General features: G+C 70.5%; 16 protein-coding genes. 8 read left to right on the top strand and 8 right to left on the bottom strand.

Annotated features, from left to right (window positions below):
* Positions 1-21: 21 nt before the first annotated feature.
* Positions 22-627, bottom strand: coding sequence for an acid phosphatase (locus ABZ195_RS09420; protein WP_355216934.1), 606 nt, complete (start codon positions 625-627; stop codon positions 22-24).
* A gap of 204 nt (positions 628-831) precedes the next feature.
* Between ABZ195_RS09420 and ABZ195_RS09425 the strand changes: the two genes are divergently transcribed.
* On the top strand, positions 832-1,626 hold the full coding sequence (locus ABZ195_RS09425) for a ParA family protein (RefSeq protein ID WP_355216936.1): 795 nt from the start codon (positions 832-834) through the stop codon (positions 1,624-1,626).
* On the opposite strand, the gene ABZ195_RS09430 is transcribed toward ABZ195_RS09425, so the two are convergent.
* Positions 1,627-2,862 carry a PQQ-binding-like beta-propeller repeat protein gene (locus ABZ195_RS09430; protein ID WP_355216938.1) on the bottom strand — a complete coding sequence of 412 codons (1,236 nt, stop codon included), beginning with the start codon at positions 2,860-2,862 and terminating at the stop codon, positions 1,627-1,629. It lies immediately after the preceding gene.
* Between the two features lie 31 nt (positions 2,863-2,893).
* On the bottom strand, positions 2,894-4,489 hold the full coding sequence (locus ABZ195_RS09435) for a DEAD/DEAH box helicase (RefSeq protein ID WP_355216940.1): 1,596 nt from the start codon (positions 4,487-4,489) through the stop codon (positions 2,894-2,896).
* 236 nt (positions 4,490-4,725) lie between these two features.
* Between ABZ195_RS09435 and ABZ195_RS09440 the strand changes: the two genes are divergently transcribed.
* Entirely contained in the window at positions 4,726-5,418 is a 693-nt protein-coding gene (locus ABZ195_RS09440; RefSeq protein WP_355216942.1) for a ferritin-like fold-containing protein, read from the top strand.
* A 2-nt stretch (positions 5,419-5,420) separates the two neighbouring features.
* On the opposite strand, the gene ABZ195_RS09445 is transcribed toward ABZ195_RS09440, so the two are convergent.
* Positions 5,421-6,383 (bottom strand): hypothetical protein, encoded by a 963-nt coding sequence (locus ABZ195_RS09445; protein ID WP_355216944.1) that lies wholly within the window; start codon positions 6,381-6,383, stop codon positions 5,421-5,423.
* A gap of 241 nt (positions 6,384-6,624) precedes the next feature.
* Between ABZ195_RS09445 and ABZ195_RS09450 the strand changes: the two genes are divergently transcribed.
* Positions 6,625-6,885 (top strand): DUF3107 domain-containing protein, encoded by a 261-nt coding sequence (locus ABZ195_RS09450; protein ID WP_355216945.1) that lies wholly within the window; start codon positions 6,625-6,627, stop codon positions 6,883-6,885.
* On the opposite strand, the gene ABZ195_RS09455 is transcribed toward ABZ195_RS09450, so the two are convergent.
* The gene (locus ABZ195_RS09455) at positions 6,882-7,559 is read right to left on the bottom strand and encodes a TetR/AcrR family transcriptional regulator (protein WP_355216946.1); all 678 of its coding nucleotides are present in this window, start codon (positions 7,557-7,559) and stop codon (positions 6,882-6,884) included. The two genes, ABZ195_RS09450 and ABZ195_RS09455, sit on opposite strands and share 4 nt — an antisense overlap.
* 275 nt (positions 7,560-7,834) lie before the next feature.
* Here ABZ195_RS09455 and ABZ195_RS09460 point away from each other — a divergent pair, with 275 nt between their 5' ends.
* The 3 genes from ABZ195_RS09460 to ABZ195_RS09470 are packed head-to-tail and all read left to right on the top strand — an operon-like array spanning position 7,835 to position 10,905.
* Positions 7,835-8,821 carry a DUF3152 domain-containing protein gene (locus tag ABZ195_RS09460; RefSeq protein ID WP_355217069.1) on the top strand — a complete coding sequence of 329 codons (987 nt, stop codon included), beginning with the start codon at positions 7,835-7,837 and terminating at the stop codon, positions 8,819-8,821.
* Between the two features lie 5 nt (positions 8,822-8,826).
* Positions 8,827-10,014, top strand: a complete 1,188-nt coding sequence (gene moeZ / locus ABZ195_RS09465; RefSeq protein WP_355217070.1) for an adenylyltransferase/sulfurtransferase MoeZ — start codon at positions 8,827-8,829, stop codon at positions 10,012-10,014.
* A 36-nt stretch (positions 10,015-10,050) separates the two neighbouring features.
* On the top strand, positions 10,051-10,905 hold the full coding sequence (locus tag ABZ195_RS09470; RefSeq protein WP_355216948.1) for a TIGR02569 family protein: 855 nt from the start codon (positions 10,051-10,053) through the stop codon (positions 10,903-10,905).
* Positions 10,906-10,912: 7 nt separating this feature from the next.
* Here the strand turns inward: ABZ195_RS09470 and ABZ195_RS09475 are convergent, their stop codons facing one another.
* Positions 10,913-11,209, bottom strand: a complete 297-nt coding sequence (locus tag ABZ195_RS09475; RefSeq protein ID WP_355217072.1) for an MGMT family protein — start codon at positions 11,207-11,209, stop codon at positions 10,913-10,915.
* Positions 11,210-11,212: 3 nt separating this feature from the next.
* On the bottom strand, positions 11,213-11,992 hold the full coding sequence (locus ABZ195_RS09480; protein WP_355216950.1) for an alpha/beta hydrolase: 780 nt from the start codon (positions 11,990-11,992) through the stop codon (positions 11,213-11,215).
* Positions 11,993-12,055: 63 nt separating this feature from the next.
* On the opposite strand from ABZ195_RS09480, the gene ABZ195_RS09485 reads away from it, so the two are divergent.
* Both ABZ195_RS09485 and ABZ195_RS09490 read left to right on the top strand, forming a co-directional pair.
* Positions 12,056-15,184, top strand: a complete 3,129-nt coding sequence (locus ABZ195_RS09485) for an ATP-dependent DNA helicase (RefSeq protein ID WP_355216952.1) — start codon at positions 12,056-12,058, stop codon at positions 15,182-15,184.
* On the top strand, positions 15,181-18,456 hold the full coding sequence (locus ABZ195_RS09490) for an ATP-dependent DNA helicase (RefSeq protein ID WP_355216954.1): 3,276 nt from the start codon (positions 15,181-15,183) through the stop codon (positions 18,454-18,456). The genes ABZ195_RS09485 and ABZ195_RS09490 overlap by 4 nt, the downstream gene beginning before the upstream one ends.
* Here ABZ195_RS09490 and ABZ195_RS09495 read toward each other — a convergent pair.
* A complete protein-coding gene (locus ABZ195_RS09495; RefSeq protein WP_355216956.1) occupies positions 18,428-18,829 on the bottom strand; it encodes a hypothetical protein in 402 nt (133 codons plus the stop codon). The genes ABZ195_RS09490 and ABZ195_RS09495 overlap by 29 nt on opposite strands.
* Positions 18,830-18,864: the final 35 nt, after the last annotated feature.

Here is an 18,864-nt window from a genome sequence, read left to right on the forward strand (position 1 = left end):
CCAGGACGAAGGTCGGCTCCGTCACGCGGGCAGGCAGGGGTTGGGATGCCCGGTCAGACCGAGCGCACCGATCTGCCGGACACCGTGCTCGAAGCCGCACACCGCGATCGACGCCGCCGCCATCGACACTCTGATGCCCTCGGCGATCGGCAGCTCGATCCAACGGATCATCACCGAGCGTGAGAAGTGTCCGTGCCCCACCAGCACCACGTCACGCGACTCCATGTGCGACAGCGCGAGGGCGACGGCGCGGTCGGCGCGTTCGGTGACCGCCTCGGTGCTCTCCCCGCCGGGGCAGCCGTACTTCCATACCGTCCAGTCCGGGGTGGTCTCGCGAATCTGGGCGGTGGTCAGGCCCTCGTAGTCGCCGTAGTCCCACTCGGCCAGCAACGGAGTCACCTCGTCGACGGTCAACCCGGCCAACTCGGCGGTGACCAGCGCGCGGTGGCGAGGGCTGGAGATCACCATCGGGTCGCGCAGTCGCAGGTCGGCCAGCGCATCCCGGGCCAGTGTGGCTTGCTCACGGCCCTCGTCGGTCAGCTCGAGGTCGGTGCGCCCGGTGTGCCTGCCGCTCTTGGACCATTCCGTCTCGCCGTGCCGCAAGAGCAGGAGGCGATGCGCGCGCACGCCACTTCCCGGGTCGCTACGCTCCTGCCCTTCGGATCCACTTCCCGGGTCGCTACGCTCCTGCCCTTCGGATCCACTTCCCGGGTCGCTACGCTCCTGCCCTTCGGAAACGCTCACACCCGCGATTGTGCCGCACGCGCCTTCCCGGGTTGCGCGTGCCAGGATGAACGGCACACCTAGGGCGAGCGAATCGACGGGAACCACATGACGCGAGTACTGGCAGTCGCCAACCAAAAGGGCGGGGTTGCCAAGACGACCACGGTGGCGTCGCTGGGCGCGGCGATGGCCGAGCAGGGGCGACGCGTGCTGCTCGTCGACCTGGATCCGCAGGGATCGCTGACGTTCTCCCTGGGCCATGACCCGGACAAACTGGCGGTGTCCATCCACGAGGTGCTGCTCGGCGACGTGGAGCCCGACACCGCGCTGCTCGAGACGCCAGAGGGCATGACGCTGATGCCGGCGAACATCGACCTCGCGGGTGCCGAGGCGATGCTGTTGATGCGGGCTGGCCGGGAGTACGCGCTGAAGCGGGCGCTGGCCAAGATCGGCGACCGATTCGACGTCGTCATCGTCGACTGCCCACCGTCGCTTGGCGTGCTGACCCTCAACGGACTGACCGCCGCCGACGAGGTGATCGTGCCGCTGCAGTGCGAGACGCTCGCGCACCGTGGCGTCGGCCAGTTCCTGCGCACCGTCGACGACGTGCAGCAGATCACCAACGCCGACCTGGTTCTGCTGGGGGCGCTGCCCACGCTGTACGACTCACGGACCACGCACAGCCGCGACGTGATCCTCGACGTCGTCGACCGCTACCAGCTGCCGGTGTTGGCCCCGCCGATTCCCAGAACGGTGCGCTTCGCCGAGGCGAGCGCGTCAGGAGCCTCGGTGCTGGCGGGCCGAAAGAACAAGGGCGCCTTGGCTTATCGCGAGCTCGCGGCCGCCCTTCTCAAGCACTGGAAGTCGGGCAAGGCGTTGCCGACTTTCACTCCGGAGATCTAGTCAGGCCAGTGCGACGAGGGTGTCACCCCGTTGTTCGAGCACGGCCGTGCCCGCGACGTCGGGAACGACGGGGGACTGACTTGGCGGGCGCGGCACGGCGATGTGCGACTCGCCGGCGCCGGTCTCGGGGTTGAACACGTCATAACCCGAGGTGACGGGAACGAGCATCCGCCCAGCCATCAGGGTCGCCGGGCCGACCGGCGCCTGGGCGTTCACCGGAGTCACGGTGTACTTGTATCGCAACCCGTTGGCCTCGAAGACCATCACCGAATTTCCGGTCCACCAGGTGATGAGGTCACCGGCCCGTGACGCCACCGACTGCGGCGACGCCGGACCGGGCAGGGCGGTGCTGGCGATCGTGGTGCCCGTGTCGTCGATGACGTTGACGGTGGGCGTCGGCTTGGACAGGTAGACCGCCGTGGTGGTGTCGGACACGGCGATGACCCGCGCGTCGGAGTCGGCGGGCACGCCCGGCAGCTGCACGATCTTCGTAGTCGGCTCGTCCTCCTGATCGGCGGGCACCAGCAGCGTCAGCCGCAGGTCGGCCTGGCCGGGGCACTTCTGCAGCACCGACACCGCGTTGGAGCTGGCGGCGGCCGACACCATCGCGCACAGCGGTTGAGCCGGGACGCCGGGCTTGATCCTGGCGTCGAGGTAGCCGTAGCCGATCATCCGCACCATGTCGGATCGCCACAGCTCGAGTCGGGTGTCGCCGACCGACAACACGGTCGACCCGTCCGAGGACAGTGTCACGTCCGGATCGGCGTACGCGGTGCGGGAGTAGTGGCGGCGTCCGGTCTGCCCGTCGATGGTGGTCACCTGGCCGCAACCCCGGTCGTCGGGGTATACCGCGACGGCGTCGTTGTAGACGTAGGTGACACCGCACAGCGGCACGCCACGGGCATAACTCCACAGCACGCGTCCGGTGGCGGGGTCTCGGCCGTCGACCTCTCGCCCGTCCCCGGTGACGACGGCGCCACCGGCGACGACGGGCCGACGGGTCTTCGGGCTCGCGGCGCTCCACACCTCCCGCAGCGCGGTCGGGACGTCGCGGGCGGCCTTCAGCGCAGGCACCGGCTCGGCAGCGGGCTTGCTGATGGTGGCCCTGGCATCACTGCTCCACCAGATGAGTCCCGCGGCGACGGCGAGGACCACCACGATCGCAGCCGCGGCCAGGAGATCGCCCCTGGTACGGCGTTCCGGCGGGCAGGAGCGCCGCGACCGCGGGATCTTCACGGCTTGAACCATCGGGAGGTGGGCGCTCCGGTCAGCTGGTGGTCGGCGCGGACGTGCTGGGGCGACGACGCCTGCGCCGGCGCTTGGCCGGGCCGGTGGAGTCGCCCGCGGGGGTGGTCTCGTCGTCGCCCGCGGTCGAGGGCGCCTGCCGGGCCTCGGTGCCCTGCTCGCAGTCGGTGGCCGACTTCACCGCACCGCGGGTGCGCTGCCGGGTCCGGTCCCGATTGCGCGCCGGGCGATCGCTGCTGACGCGCTTCTCACCGTCGCCGGACTCGCGCTTGGGCCGGTCCCTCGACTCGGTGGAGCGCGTCGCCTTGCCAATCGAGCCGGTGGCGTCGGTCGGAATGCCCAGTTCTTCGTAGAGGTGCGCCGAACTCGAGTACGTCTCGACGGGATCGGGGGTGTCGAGGCCGAGAGCCTTGTCGATCATCGTCCAGCGGGGCAGCTCGTCCCAGTCGACCAGCGTCACCGCGATGCCGGTCTTGCCCGCGCGGCCGGTACGGCCGATACGGTGGACGTAGGCCTGCTCGTCCTCCGGAATCTGATAGTTGATGACGTGGGTGATGTCGTCGATGTCGATGCCGCGGGCCGCGACGTCGGTGGCGACCAGCACGTCGACGTCACCGTTGCGGAAACCCTTGAGCGCCTTCTCTCGCGCGGCCTGGCCGAGGTCGCCGTGCACCGCGCCCACCTTGAAGCCGCGCTCGGCGAGCTCGTCGGCGACCTTCTGCGCGGTGCGCTTGGTGCGGGTGAAGATCATGGTCGCGCCGCGACCCTCGGCCTGCAGGATGCGGGCGACCATCTCGACCTTGTCCAGGGCGTGCGCGCGGAAGGCGTGCTGCTTGGTGTTCTCGTGGGTGGCCGCCGAATGGGGTGCCTCGGCGCGGATGTGCGTCGGCTGGTTCATGAACGTGCGGGCCAGGGTGATGATCGGATCGGGCATCGTCGCCGAGAACAGCATCGCCTGCCGGTCGTCCGGAGTCTGCTTGAGGATCCGCTCGATGTCGGGCAGGAAGCCGAGGTCGAGCATCTCGTCGGCCTCGTCGAGCACCAGCACCGACAGCCCGCCGAGCTGCAGGTGTCCCTGCTGGGCGAGGTCGAGCAGGCGGCCGGGCGTGCCGACGACGACGTCGACGCCCTTTTGCAGTGCCTCGATCTGCGACTCGTAGGGACGGCCGCCGTAGATGGAGGTGACGACCATCTTCCGGTCGCCGACCGTGAGGTACTTCGCGGCGTTGGCGAGGTCTTCGTAGACCTGGATGCACAGCTCGCGGGTGGGCACCACGATGAGTGCGCGGGGGATGCCGGTCAGTGGCCGCGTCTCGTCGGTGACGATGCGGTGCAGCAGTGGCACGCCGAAGGCGAAGGTCTTGCCCATGCCGGTGCGGGCCTGACCGATCAGGTCGTCGCCGGACAGAGCCAGCGGCAGGGTCAGTTCCTGGATCGCGAAGGTGTGCTCGATGCCGCCCTCGGCCAGGGCCCGGACGATTTCCTCGCGCACGCCGAGCTCGGCGAAGGTGGTGGTCTTGGGGGCTGCCTCGGGGGCGTCGACGACCACGACGATGTCGGGGGTCGCGACGTCGGACTCGGACTCGGGGCCGTTGGGGGTGGTGGTGAATGAAGTCATGCGTTTGCCGACGTAACCTTTCGTTTGTCAATCTCGCGGCGTCCACACGCGCACACGGGTTCGACGAAGGAACGTTGGGGGCCTCGGCTTCCGGGGAAGCGGACCGACACGTGCACGCACATTTCTTGGTAGCGGCGGGTATGAGACGTGCCGCTTCCGATGACCATGATAGCTGGCCGGTCATTCGGTGCCGTCGCGGCGCCGATCGGCGTGCCGGGCCCGTCTAGAGTCGAGCCATGACTCCGACGCAGCCCGGGGCTTCGCCCGAGCAGACGGTGGCCCCGACGGTGGCAAGGCACGCAGGCGTCGACCAGCTGTTCGCGCTCCTGGCCTACGGCGAGGTGGCCGCCTTCTACCGCCTCACCGACGAGGCACGGATGGCCCCCAATCTGGCGGGTCGGATCAACATGGCCAGCATGGCGGCCGCCGAGATGAACCACTACGAGCTGCTGCGCGAGGCGCTGGCCAAGCGGGGCGTCGACATCGTGCCCGCGATGACCAAGTACGCCTCGGCTCTGGAGAACTACCACCGGTTGACCACGCCGAGTACCTGGCTCGAAGCCCTGGTGAAGACCTACATCGGCGACGCGCTGGCCGCCGACTTCTACCTCGAGATCGCCGACGCGCTCCCGGAGGACGCGGCCGACGTCGTGCGCGCGGTGCTCTCCGAGACCGGACACTCGCAATTCGTCGTGGCCGAGGTCAAGGCCGCGGTCACGGCCAGCGACAAGCAGCGCCACCGGCTGGCGCTGTGGTCGCGGCGGCTACTCGGTGAGGCCATCACCCAGGCGCAGTACGTGCTTGCCGAGCACGACGAGCTGGTCGACTTCGTCGTCTCCAGCGGTGAGGGTCTGGGCCGGCTGACCGAGTTCTTCGGCCGGCTGCAGGAGACCCACAACGCGAGGGTGCGCGAGCTCGGTCTCGGTTAGGCCTACTTGGTGCAGGTGGCGATCATCGAGTTGGTGTTCTGGGCCACCAGGACCGTGCCGTTGGCGTCGGTGACCGAGCAGTTCAGCTGACCGGTTAGGCTGGTCGCGGTGACCGACGTCAGCTCGACGCCCGGGTCCAGCGTCACCGAACGCACCCAGGGCAGCGCGACGTTGAACTGCGTCTGCAACGCGCCCTGGCCGTCGGTGTAGACCACGGTGACCAGGTCGAGAAGCGGCCGGGTGCCTGTCACCTGGTACGTGACCGTCCGCGGGGAGGCGACCGGGATCGGGGCGGCCGGCAGGGGTGCCGGGGCGGCGGTGGCGGTGGGGGTCGGCGGGACGGTGGTGACCGTCTCCGGGGACAGCGCGGCGACCGGCGGGGGAGGTGCGACGGAACTGCGGACCGGCGGCGCCGTTGCCGGGGTCGTGACGGCGTCCTGAGCTGCCGTCGTCGGCGTGGACGCGACGATCGTCTTGGACACCGAGCCGCTGTCGCCGCCGCCGAGGATCACCACGGTGCAGATGATGGCGACGAGCAGGATTGCCCCGGCGACGCCGGCGACCCAGATCCACCGTCGGTCGATGGCCTCTTCGTACTCGTAGACGTCGTCGTCGAGGTAGTCGTCGCCGTGGTCTTCCGGGTGGTGCCCGTAGTCGGAGTCGCGGTCGTAGGTGTCGTAGTCCTGTACCGCGCTGGCCGCGGACCGGCCGCCGTATTCGTAGCGGGATCCGGGCCGGTACTCGTATCCCGACGACGAGTAAGACGACGACGAGCCGTAAGAGCCGCGCGTGTCGTAGTCGGGGTCGTACTCCCGGCGCCGATAGGTCGCGCCACCGTCTACGACGCCGCTCTCGACGTCGGTGTACCCGCCGGATCGTGCGCTACGAATACCGGTGGCTCCGGCGTTGCGCGCCGTCGTCGAGGTCCTCGAAGTCTTCGAATACGTTCCGTAAGGCCTGTCCATACCGCTTTCCCGGGAGTCGTCTACGTGTGTTGAGGCGATGCTAACGAGGCTGAAGTGACGCACGAGGTTGACGCGCCTGGGGCCAGATCACGGTCCGGACTCGGTTGGCTCACGGCCCGTGACGTGCGAACCGAGCCGGTCAGCGCTGCGCTGTCCGCGAAGTCGCACCACCGTCGGCGCGCGTGACGCGGGCCGTCCACTAGCCTGCTCAAGGGAAAGACCAACGAAGGGAAGGGTTCACGTGGAGGTCAAGATCGGCGTCACCGACAGTCCGCGCGAGCTGGTGCTCCAAAGCGCGCAGACCCCGGGCGACGTGGAGGAATTGGTGATTGCGGCCCTCGGCAAGGACTCGGGCGTGCTCGCGTTGTCCGACGAGAAGGGCCGCCGCTACCTGATCCAGAACAGCCGGATCGCCTACGTCGAGATCGGCGCCGCCGACTCGCGCCGAGTCGGTTTCGGCATCGGAGCGACGGCCGCGGCCGTCGCCGACAAGCTCAGCTAGAAGCGGGTCAGCGGCACGTGTGACAGTCCGCCCCAGGCGAACTGCACCGTGCCGTCGACCGCGGCCTCCTTGGAGATCGGCCGGTCGGAGTTGAGCCAGTAGCGCGCGCAGTCGACGCTCGTCGACACCAAGCCGACGGCGATCATCCTGGCCCGGTGTGCCTCGAGCCCGGAATCACTGCTGATCAGTTCGAACACCGCATCGGTGCACGCCTCGGTCGCCACCTTGACCTGAGCCGACACCTGCGGCTCGGTCACGTAGTCGTTCTCGAAGATCAGCCGGTATCCCTGGCCGTCGTGCTCGATGAAGTCGAAGAAGGCCCCCACGGCGGCGCGCAGCCGCTGGCGGTTGTCGGTCGTGGTGCGCAACGCCTGCTGAACACCGGTCACCAGGTTGTCGACGTGGCGTTCCAGGACCGCCAGGTAGAGCTCGAGCTTCGACGAGAAGTGTTGATACAGAACCGGTTTGCTGACACCGGCTCGGTCGGCGATCTCGTCCATTCCGGCGGCGTGGTAGCCGCGGTCGACGAAGACCTCGCTCGCGGCGACCAAGAGTTGCCCGCGCCGCTCGTCGCGGGGCAGGCGGTTTCCGCGCCGGTTCCCGCCGGTGGTGTTCCCGGTCGACGGACCGCCACCGCTCGACTGAGCACCCTTCCGTTCGGCGATGTCGCTCATGACTCCTCTATCCAGATGTGGAACTGCGGCCCGGTGTTGGCCGCCCCGGTGGGAGCCGTTGATCGGGCTGGTCATCGAACCGACACTACTACCGGTGCTCGCAGCCGTGCGTCATGTGATGGCATGTGCCGGTGGCGCGCCACGGCCGCTCTCCGGCGCGCCTGTGCCATTCTGGTGCGGTGACCTACGACCCGGGGCGTCGCCGGGCCGGCGGCAATCAAGCCCGGGGCGAGAGAGGCGACGGGAGCTATGACGGCGGCGGTCGTCAACCCGTCCTGCGCAGCGAGTTCCGTGAACCCCTGCGCGCGCAGCGCGACCCCCTGGCCGACGCCCGCGGCCGCGTGCGGTCCAATCGCGACGAACATCAGCGTTGGCGCAAGCAGTCGTGGCTGGGCCGGTTCGTCTCGACCTACGGCTGGCGGGCCTACGCCCTGCCGATCCTGGCCGTGATCACGGTGCTGGTCGTCTACCAGGCCGTCACCGGCACCACGGCCCCGACGCCGGTCAACGCGGAGGGACCCGTTCAGGGCCCGCCGACCATCGGCGCCACCGGCACCGGGATCATCGGCGCCCCACCCAAGGGCATGACGCAGTTCGACGCGAACCTTCCGACCGGGATCCTTCCGGAGGGAGGCCCCTTCACCGAGGCCGGCGCGAAGACCTGGCACGTCGTGCCCGGGACCACGCCCAAGGTCGGCGAGGGCACGACGAAGTCGTTCACCTACACCGTCGAGGTGGAGGACGGCGTCGACACCACGTCCATCGGTGGCGACGAGGCCTTCGCCCGGATGGTCAGCGAAACGCTGAACAACCCGAAGAGTTGGACGCACAACCCGCAGATCGCCTTTACCCGCATCGACGACCCCGCGCAAACCCCGGACTTCCGCGTGTCGCTGACCTCGCCAATGACCGTGCGCGAGGGATGCGGCTACGACATCCCGCTGGAGGCCTCCTGTTACAACCCGGCCTACCTCGGTGACCAGTCACGGGTGTTCGTCAACGAGGCCCGCTGGGTGCGCGGCGCGGTTCCGTTCCAGGGAGACATCGGCTCCTATCGCCAGTACCTGGTCAACCACGAAGTCGGGCACGCCATCGGCTATCAGAAGCACGAACCCTGCGCCGAGAACGGGGCCCTGGCCCCGATCATGATGCAGCAGACGTTCTCCACCAGCAACGACGACGACGCCCGCTTCGATCCACTGTCGGTGCAGGCCGACGGCAAGACGTGTCGCTTCAACCCGTGGCCCTATCCGATCGCCTGACCCCGATGCCGTCGCCGTTGCCACCACTGGTCGAGCCCGCCGCCGACCTGACGCGTGACGAGGTTGCGCGCTATAGCCGTCACGTGATCATTCCCGACCTCGGCGTCGACGGCCAGAAGCGGCTCAAGAACGCTCGCGTCCTGGTGATCGGGGCCGGCGGACTCGGCTCCCCGACGCTGCTGTACCTGGCCGCCGCGGGTGTCGGCACCCTGGGCATCGTGGACTTCGACGTCGTCGACGAGTCCAATCTGCAACGCCAGATCATCCACGGCCAGGCCGACGTCGGCCGGCCCAAGGCGCAGAGCGCCCGCGACTCCGTCGTCGCCATCAACCCGCTGGTGGCGGTGCGACTCCACGAGGTCCGGCTCGCGCCCGACAACGCCGTCGACCTGTTCGCGCAATACGACCTGATCGTGGACGGCACCGACAACTTCGCGACCCGTTACCTGGTCAACGACGCCGCGGCACTGGCGGGAAAGCCCTACGTCTGGGGCTCCATCTACCGCTTCGAAGGCCAGGTCTCGGTGTTCTGGGAGGACGCCCCCGACGGGCGGGGCCTCAACTACCGCGACCTGTATCCCGAGCCGCCACCGCCCGGCATGGTGCCGTCGTGCGCCGAGGGTGGCGTCCTGGGCATCCTGTGCGGTTCGATCGCCTCGGTGATGGGCACGGAGGCGATCAAACTGCTCGTCGGCATCGGCGAACCGCTGCTGGGCCGGGTGCTGATGTACGACGCGCTGCAGATGGCCTACCGCACCGTCGCCGTTCGCAAGGATCCCGCGGCGCCGCCGATCACCGGGCTCGTCGACTACGACGAGTTCTGCGGCGTGGTGTCCGACGCCGCGGCCGACGCGGCCGACGCGGCCGCCGACGCCACCGTCACGCCCCGCGAGCTGCGCGACATGCTGGATTCCGGCCGTCGCATCGCGTTGATCGACGTGCGGGAACCCGTGGAGTGGGCCATCAACCACATCGAGGGTGCCGAACTGATCCCGAAGTCGGTGATCGACGCGGGCGACGGCCTTGCGAAGCTGCCGCAGGACCGCACGCCCGTGCTGTACTGCAAGACCGGGGTGCGCTCGGCCGAGGCGCTGGTCACCCTCAGGGGCGCGGGTTTCGCCGACGCGATGCACCTGCAGGGCGGAATCGTGGCGTGGGCGCGGCAACTCGAACCCGACATGGTCATGTACTGACGGCTCGATGGCCAGCCCACGCCTTAGGCTGAGTCTGTGAGTGCCGACATGCCGCCCGATCACGTCCTGGCGGCGTTTGGTCTCTCGGGTGTCCGGCCCGTTCCCCTCGGTTCCAGTTGGGAGGGTGGCTGGCGCTGCGGCGAAGTGGTGCTGTCGATGGTGGCCGAGCACGCGCGTGCGGGGTGGTCGGCGAAGGTCCGGGAGACGCTCTTCGTCGACGGGGTGCGTCTGGCCCGCCCGGTGCGCTCGACCGACGGCCGCTACGTCGTGGCCGGGTGGCGAGCCGACACCTTCGTCACCGGGACGCCGGAGCCACGCCACGACGAGGTCGTCTCCGCTGCCGTGCGGCTGCACGAGGCCACGGCCAAGCTGGAACGTCCGCGATTCCTGACCCAGCCGCCGTCGGCGCCCTGGTCCGACGTCGACGTGTTCATCGCCGCCGACCGCGCCGCCTGGGAGGACCGCCCGCTGCACGGGCTGCCGCCGGGTGCGCGCGTCGCGCCGGGCGGGGCCGACGGGCAACGTTCGATCGATCTCATCGCTCAGCTGGCCGCGTTGCGCCGGCCGACGCGTAGCCCCAGTCAGCTCGTGCACGGGGACCTCTACGGCACCGTGCTCTTCGCCGGCACCGCGGCGCCGGGCATCACCGACATCACGCCCTACTGGCGGCCGGCGTCCTGGGCGGCCGGGGTCGTCGTGGTCGACGCCCTGGCGTGGGGTGAGGCCGACGACGGACTCGTCGAGCGTTGGGCGCCCCTGCCCGAGTGGCCGCAGATGTTGTTGCGTGCGTTGATGTTCCGGGTTGCCGTCCATGCGCTGCATCCGCGGTCGACGGCCGCGGCGTTCCCCGGCCTGGCCCGGACGGCAGCGCTGGTGCGCCTGATCCTCTAGCCGGCGCTCAGAACGCGTGCCGCACCTCGCGCAGCGCGATGCGACCGTCATCGGAGAGCACGCCCTCGGATCGCAGCAGCTCCAGCTGACGCGTCTGCAGATGGGGTGCGGGCCGGCCCGATGCCCTGATCACCCGGTGCCACGGCAGGTCCGACGAGTCGGTCCTCATGATCCACGCGACGATCCGCGGGCTGGGAAGCCCTGCGGCGTCGGCGATGTCGCCGTAGGTCGACACCCTTCCCGCCGGTATGGCGGCGACCAAGGAGCGGACGGTCTCGACCTGGTCGTCGGTGATGGGCGCGATCGCTCAGCCCACCAGTTCACGGATCAGCCGGGCCGTCTCGGCGGGCCTGGCGAGCGGCACCATGTGGTCGCAGTCGACGTCGCGCAGGGTGAAGTCGGATCCCAGCGCCTCGCGCAGCGTCGCGACGAGTTCCTCGGTGACATAGGGGGGTTCGGTTCGCTCGGCCCGCACGACCGTCGTCGGCGTGCCCGGCCTCGGCACGGCGATCGGCCGCGCCAGCTCGCTCCAGTAGGACATGACCGCCGGAAGGCCGATCCGCCAACCGACCCGGCCGTTCGGCAAGTCGACCAGGTGCTCGTCGAGTTCGCGCTCCAACTCGGCGGCGTCGACTTCGCGCCAGGACCCCGAGACCTTGTCGGCGCGCGCGGCGTCCCGATCGGCGAAGTCCGGGGATCGAAGCATGGCGTCGGCGATCTCGCGCATCCACTCCCCGTCGAGCCCGACCGCCGGATCGAGCAGGATCAGACCGGCGACCAGCTCGGGTGAGGTCGCCGCGAGCCTCAGCGCGACGGCGCCGCCAAAGGAGTGGGCGACCACCCAGACCGGGGCGTCGGCCTCCCTCCGCAGCAAGTTCGCCAGCGCCGCGACGTTGGCGTCGATGGTCCACGGTGCGGCCCACGACGACCAGCCGTGGCCCAGCAGGTCCGGAGCCAGGATCGAATACTCCCCGAGTCGTACGGCGAGGGACTCCCAGCGCTGGCCGTGTCCCGTCAGCCCGTGCAGCGCCAGGATCCGGGGCGGTGTGCGCGGGCCGAAGCGGCGCACGCTCAAGACGTCGGTCACGGTGTCGATGCTGCCAGCCGCGCGTCGGATGTTCTTGTCGTACCCCCGTGGTGACATGTCCTCATGCCCGCTCCGCGCATCGCACCGACTCCCACCGTGCTGACCGATCCCGGTCTGCGCGGCACCGTGCGTCTGATCGGTGGGCCGGGAACCGGGAAGACCTCGCTGCTGGTCGACGCCGCCGCCTCCCGGATCGCGGCGGGGCTCGCTCCGGAATCGGTTCTGCTGCTCACGGGTTCGGCGCGGCTGAGCGCTACGGCCCGGGCGCTGGTCACGTCCGCGCTGCTGGCGAACGGCCCGTCGGCGGTGCGCGAACCGATGGTGCGCACCGTGCACTCCTACGCCTTCGCGGTGTTACGGCTCGCGGCCCAGCGCAACGGGGACCCGCCACCGCGGCTGGTCACCAGCGCCGAGCAGGACGGCATCGTCCGCGAACTCCTCGCCGGTGACCTCGAGGACGGTCCGGACGCCGCGGTGACGTGGCCGCGCCACCTGCTCCCTGCCCTCGGCACCGTCGGCTTCGCCAACGAACTGCGGGATCTGCTGGCGCGATGCATCGAGCGGGGCGTGGAACCGACTGCGCTGCAACGCCTCGGGCGGCGGGCCGGCCGCCCGGAGTGGGTTGCGGCGGGTCAGTTCGCGCAGGTCTACCAGCAGGTGATGTCGTTGCGATCCGCGGTAGGCATGGCGGCGCCGCAGGCCACGGTGCCGGCGCTGGGTGCGGCCGAGCTGGTCGGTGCCGCGCTCGAGGCCTTCGCCGCCGACGCCGAACTGCTGGCGTCCGAGCGTGGCCGCATCCGGCTGCTGCTGGTCGACGACGCCCAGAACCTCGACCCGCAGGCCGCCCTGCTGGTGCGGGTGCTGGCGGCGGGAGCCGAACTGGCCGTCATCGCAGGCGATCCCAACGAGTCGGTTTTCGGCTACCGCGGCGCCGACCCGGCTCTGCTGGGTGCGGGTGATGATCCGAGGATCGTGCTCGGTGAGTCGCACCGGTGTGCCGCCGCCGTGGCGCGTGCGGTGACGGGTATCGCGAGTCGGCTGCCCGGCGCCGACGACGCCCGGCGCGTGACGTCGGCGGGCGATCGGGAGGGATCGGTGGCGGTGCGGGTCGCCGCATCGGAGCGTGCGGAGGCCGCGATGATCGCCGACGGGCTGCGACGGGCGCACCTGGTGGACGGCGTGCCGTGGTCGCAGATGGCTGTCGTGGTCAGGTCGATGCCGCGGGTGGGTGCCGGCCTGGCGCGTGCCCTGACGGTGGCGGGCGTCCCCGTCGCCCAGCACGCCTCGACGGGCCCACTCGCCGAGATGCCCGCCGCGGCAGCGTTGCTCACGGTGCTCGACGTGGTCTCCGACGGTCTGGACGGCGAACGTGCGCTGGCCCTGCTGACCGGCCCGATCGGCCGGGTGGACCCGGTGTCACTGCGGCAACTTCGGCGCACGTTGCGTCGGGTGGACGGGGGTGACGCGTCGCGCGACTTCGCCGATCTGCTCGTCGACGCACTCGATCCGCGACGGCCCGTCGCGGACGACGTCCCCGACCAGTTGGCCAGGGCCTTGAAGCTGGTGCGCAAGGTGCTGGCCGCCGCCCGCCGCAGCCACGCCGACGGACTCGACCCACGGTTCACGCTGTGGCAGGCGTGGCATCAGACCGGCCTGCAGCGGCGGTGGCTCGCTGCCGCCGAGCGGGCTGGTACCGCCGGGATGCAGGCGGGCCGCGATCTCGACGGGGTGACGGCACTGTTCGACGTCGCCGAGCAGTACGTCACACACACGACCGGCGCCACGCTGACCGGCTTCGTCGACCACGTGCGCTCGATGGTGCTGCCCGCCGGAGGTGGCGACCCGGCCGGTGGCGGTGAGGCGGTCTCCGTGCTGTCGGCGCACGCGTCGCTGGGCCGCGAGTGGGAGTTCGTGGTCGTCGCGGGCTTGCAGGAAGGCTTGTGGCCCAACGTCGTCCCGCGTGGAGGAGTACTGGGCACACAGCAGCTCGTCGACGCCCTCGACGGGATCGCCGACGGTACGTCTGCCCGGGCACCGCTGCTGGCCGAGGAGCGCAGACTCCTGGTCGCCGCGCTCGGCCGGGCGCGTTCGCACGTCCTGGTCACGGCCGTGGATGGAGATCAGGGGGACGATGCCGTGATGCCGTCCCCGTTCGTCGCCGAACTCGCCGCGCTCGCGACGGTTTCAGCCGACGCCGACCCCGAACCGGTCCGAGCCCCCCGGGTCCTCTCACCCGCGGCGGTGGTCGGCAGGTTGCGGGCCGTCGTGTGCGCACCGGACGGCACCGTCGCCGACGACGTACGTGCCTGTGCAGCAACGCAGTTGGCGAGGCTGGCGCACGCGGGTGTACCCGGTGCGAACCCGGCGCACTGGCACGCCGCCACGACGACGTCGACCGACGCACCGCTGTGGGATGGTGACGAGCACGTCGTCACGCTGTCCCCGTCGACGCTGCAGACGCTGTCGGACTGCCCGCTGAGGTGGCTGCTCGAGCGGCACGGCGGCGACGACGGCCGCGACGTCCGGTCGGCGCTGGGCACGCTGGTGCACGCGCTGGTGTCCGACGGGGAGAAGACGGAGGGCCAGATGCTGGCCGAGCTCGAATCGGTCTGGGAGGAACTGCCCTTCGACGCGGCGTGGTTCGCGGCCAACGAACTGGAACGCCACCGCGCGATGGTGACCGCGTTCCTCCAGTGGCGGGCCCAGACCCGGCACGAGCTCACCGAGGTCGGCACCGAGGTGGAGGTCGAGGGCGTGGTGACAGTCGGCGACGGCGACCAGCCGGGCGTGCGGGTCCGAGGACGGGTCGACAGGCTGGAGCGTGACGCCGAGGGCCGACTGGTCGTCGTGGACGTCAAGACCGGCAAGAGCCCGGTCAGCAAGGACGACGCACAGCAGCACGCCCAGCTCGCCATGTATCAGTTGGCGATCGCCGAAGGCGTTCTGCCGCAGGGTGACCAGGCCGGTGGTGGCCGGCTGGTGTACCTCGGCAAGATCGGGGCTGCGGGTGCCGCCGAGCGCGAGCAGAACCCGATGACCGCCGACGGCCGCGCGCAGTGGCGCGATCGCGTCCAGCACGCCGCGGGTGCGACGAAGGGCCCGGAGTTCGTCGCCCGGGTCAACGACGGCTGCGTGCACTGCCCGGTGCGTGCCACGTGTCCGGCCCAGGCGGCGCTGGGTGGTCGACCGTGAGCGACCGCTACAGCCCGGCCGAATTGGCCGACGCCCTGGGCATCTTCGCGCCCACCGAGGAGCAGGCCGCGGTCATCGCGGCACCGCCAGGCCCGCTGGTGGTGATCGCGGGCGCAGGAGCGGGCAAGACCGAGACGATGGCCGCCCGCGTCGTGTGGCTGGTCGCCAACGGGTACGCCCGCCCCGGTGAGGTCCTCGGGCTGACGTTCACCCGCAAGGCCGCCGGTCAGCTGTTGCGGCGGGTCCGCACCCGACTGGCCCGCCTGGCCGGAGCGGGTCTGGTGCCCGGCGAACGCGCCGAGGTCGACGAGCATCCCTCGATCGGGACCTATCACGCCTTCGCGGGGACGTTGCTACGCGAGCACGGACTGCTGCTGCCCGTGGAGCCGTCGACCCGCTTGATCGGGGCAACGGAGCTGTGGCAGTTGGCCTTTCGCGTCGTGTGTGAGCACCCCGAGTTGGACACCGAGAAGTCCCCGGCCACCGTCACCGGGATGGTGCTGCGGTTGGCCGGTCAGCTGGCCGAACACCTCGTCGACACCGATCAGCTGCGTGACACCCATCTCGAGCTGGAGAGGTTGGTGCACACCCTGCCGGCCGGGCCCAGGCAGCGCGACACCGGACCCAACCAGTCGCTTCTGAAGCTCCTGACCGTGCAGTCCGAGCGCACCGAGCTGGTGCCCATGATCGACGCACTGCACGCCCGGATGCGCGCGGAGAACGTGATGGACTTCGGCATGCAGATGGCCGCGGCCGCCCAGCTCGCCGCCACGTTCCCCCGAGTCGGCGAGCAACTTCGCCAGCGCTACCGCGTGGTGCTCCTCGACGAATACCAGGACACCGGTCACGCGCAGCGGGTGGCGCTGTCGGCGCTGTTCGGCGGCGGCGTCGACGACGAGCTCGCGCTGACAGCGGTCGGCGATCCAATCCAGTCGATCTACGGCTGGCGCGGCGCGTCGGCGACCAACCTCCCTCGGTTCACCACCGACTTCTGCCTCTCCGACGGCACGGCGGCGCCGACCCTGGAGCTGCGCACCAGCTGGCGCAACCCGCCCAGCGCGCTGCATCTGGCCAACGCGGTCTCGACGGAGGCACGGCGCCGATCGGTGGCCGTCCGCGAGTTGCTTCCACGCCCGGGTGCCCAGGCCGGCACTGTTCGCTGCGCGCTGCTGAACGACGTCGGTGTCGAAAGGGACTGGCTGGCAGACCAATTGGCCGAGGTCTACCACGGCGCCGTCGACGCCGGCGCCGATGTTCCCACGATGGCGGTGCTGGTGCGCCGCAATGCCGACGCCGCTCCCGTCGCCGATGCGCTGACCTCGCGCGGTGTGCCGGTCGAGGTGGTCGGACTGTCGGGTCTGCTGTCGGTGCCGGAGGTGGCCGACGTGGTCGCGATGCTGCGGCTGACCGCCGATCCCACCGCGGGTTCGGCGGCGATTCGCGTGCTGACCGGGCCGCGTTGGCGGCTGGGCGCCGCCGACGTCACGGCGCTGTGGCGTCGGGCTGTCGAACTCGACTCCGCGGCCAAGGGCGCCGTCGACCGGTCCTCGACGACGCACATCGTCGCCTCCGCGCGCCCCGACGCCGACAGCGCCTGCCTGGCCGACGCCATCTGCGATCCGGGTCGCCCGGACCGCTATTCGCCCGTCGGCTACGGCCGCATCGTCGCGCTGTGCCGGGAGCTGACCGCGTTGCGGGCACAGCTTCACCACCCGCTGCCCGACCTGATCGCCGAGATCCGCTGGATACTCGGCGTCGATGCCGAAGTGCGCGCGGCGCAGAGCGTCTCGGCGGGCTGGTGCGGCACCGAACACCTCGACGCGTTCTCCGACGTCGTCGCCGAGTTCGCAGCGCGTCCCTCGGCCTCGGTGGCCGGCTTGCTCGGCTTCCTCGACACGGCCATGGAGGTGGAGAACGGACTGGCACCGGCGGAGATCACCGTGTCCAAGGACCGCGTCCAGATCCTGACCGTGCACGCTGCGAAGGGGCTGGAATGGCAGGTCGTCGCGGTCCCGCACCTCAGTGCTCGCGTCTTCCCGTCCTCCGGATCGGCCCGGACCTGGCTCAGCGACGCCGGCGACTTGCCCCCGCTGCTGCGCGGTGACCGCGCGTCGGTGTCCGAACACGGCGTGCCGGTGCTCGACACCTCCGACGTCAACGATCGAAAGGCGCTGTCGGACAAGATCAACGCCCATCGCAAGACCCTCGACCAGCGTCGCGTCGATGAGGAGCGACGGTTGCTGTACGTGGCCCTCACCCGCGCCGAGGACACCCTGCTGCTGTCCGGCCATCACTGGGGCGCCACGGAGTCGACGCCACGCGGTCCGTCGGACTTCCTGCTCGAGATCAAGGACGTGATCGACCGGTCGGTGGCCGCGGGGGACCCCTGTGGTGTCGTCGAGCACTGGGCGGACGCGCCCGCCGCCGGGGAGTCGAATCCCCTGCGGGACACCGTGACGGAACGGTCATGGCCCGTCGACCCGGCCGGTCCCGACCGCGGCGTCGTCGACCGCGGTGTCCAACTCGTCGCCGAGGCGATGGCCGCACCAGCGGAGGCCGCCGGTGACGCCGCAGATCCCGACGGGTGGGTCGCCGACGTCGACGCGCTGATCTCCGAGCGTGAATTGGCGTCGGTGCGGCCACCTGCGGTGTTGCCCGCGCAGTTGTCGGTGAGCGCGTTGGTGGACGTCGGCCGCGATCCCGAGGGTGCGCTGGGTCGGTTGCAGCGTCGCGTGCCGGTCCGCCCGGATCCGCACGCGTTGCTCGGCACGGCGTTCCACGACTGGGTGCAGCGGTTCTTCCACGCCGAGCGATTGTTCGACCTCGAAGACCTGCCGGGGGCGGTCGACGGGGAACTGGGCCTGGTGGAGGCGGAGCGGCTCGCCGAACTGCAGGAGGCCTTCGTCTCGTCGCCGTGGGCCGCCAGGACGCCGGTCGACGTCGAGGTGCCGTTCGACATGGTGATCGGCGGCACGGTCGTGCGGGGGCGAATCGACGCGGTGTTCGCCGACGACGACGGCGGGGTGACCGTGGTGGACTGGAAGACCGGTGATTCACCCGCGACCGAAGAGGCGTTGCAGCAGAACGCCGTTCAGCTGGCCGTCTACCGGCTGGCGTGGGCGGCGACGGCCGGTGTGACACCGGAGCGGGTGCGCACGGCGTTCCACTACGTGCGAAGCGGACGCACGGTCACGCCCGACGTGCTGCCCGATGCCGACGAGTTGGCGGGGCTGCTCGACGGCGTCAGCGGGGCGCGTTGCGGTACACCTTGAGGGCCGAGGTGATCATCGGGATCTGCAGCGGCAGCCGCGCTATGGTGCCGATGCGGGCGGGCCAGCCCTTGTTCCACAACACCCGCACGGAGTTCAGGTTCGCCGGGAACACCCCGACGTAGAGCGCGACCGCGGCGAGTGCGCCGACGCGACGCGTGCGCGGGGCGATGAGCATGGCGCCGGTGGCCGCCTCGGCGACGCCGGAGGCCAACGTGTAGAACCGTGCGCTGCCGGGCAATTCCGCCGGCACGATGGTGTCGAAGGGCTTGGGTGCGACGAAGTGCAGCACCCCCATCCCGATTAGCATGGCCCCCATTCGTTGGGCCGTGACCTGGCTTGGTGCGTTCTCGGATGCTGCGGCGAGGGAGCTCATGGTTACATTGTGCTGTGCGGCGAGTTGGGCGGATG

It is taken from the genome of Mycobacterium sp. NPDC006124 (genome assembly GCF_040614235.1).
In the GTDB taxonomy this organism is placed as follows: domain Bacteria; phylum Actinomycetota; class Actinomycetes; order Mycobacteriales; family Mycobacteriaceae; genus Mycobacterium.

Bases quoted from the DNA above. Each gene is read 5' to 3' on its own strand.
- moeZ (WP_355217070.1), top strand. From the start codon at position 8,827: ATGCCGTCGCCGTTGCCACCACTGGTCGAGCCCGCCGCCGACCTGACG.
- ABZ195_RS09435 (WP_355216940.1), bottom strand. From the start codon at position 4,489: ATGACTTCATTCACCACCACCCCCAACGGCCCCGAGTCCGAGTCCGAC.
- ABZ195_RS09440 (WP_355216942.1), top strand. From the start codon at position 4,726: ATGACTCCGACGCAGCCCGGGGCTTCGCCCGAGCAGACGGTGGCCCCG.
- ABZ195_RS09495 (WP_355216956.1), bottom strand. From the start codon at position 18,829: ATGAGCTCCCTCGCCGCAGCATCCGAGAACGCACCAAGCCAGGTCACG.
- ABZ195_RS09455 (WP_355216946.1), bottom strand. From the start codon at position 7,559: ATGAGCGACATCGCCGAACGGAAGGGTGCTCAGTCGAGCGGTGGCGGT.
- ABZ195_RS09485 (WP_355216952.1), top strand. From the start codon at position 12,056: ATGCCCGCTCCGCGCATCGCACCGACTCCCACCGTGCTGACCGATCCC.
- ABZ195_RS09425 (WP_355216936.1), top strand. From the start codon at position 832: ATGACGCGAGTACTGGCAGTCGCCAACCAAAAGGGCGGGGTTGCCAAG.
- ABZ195_RS09445 (WP_355216944.1), bottom strand. From the start codon at position 6,383: ATGGACAGGCCTTACGGAACGTATTCGAAGACTTCGAGGACCTCGACG.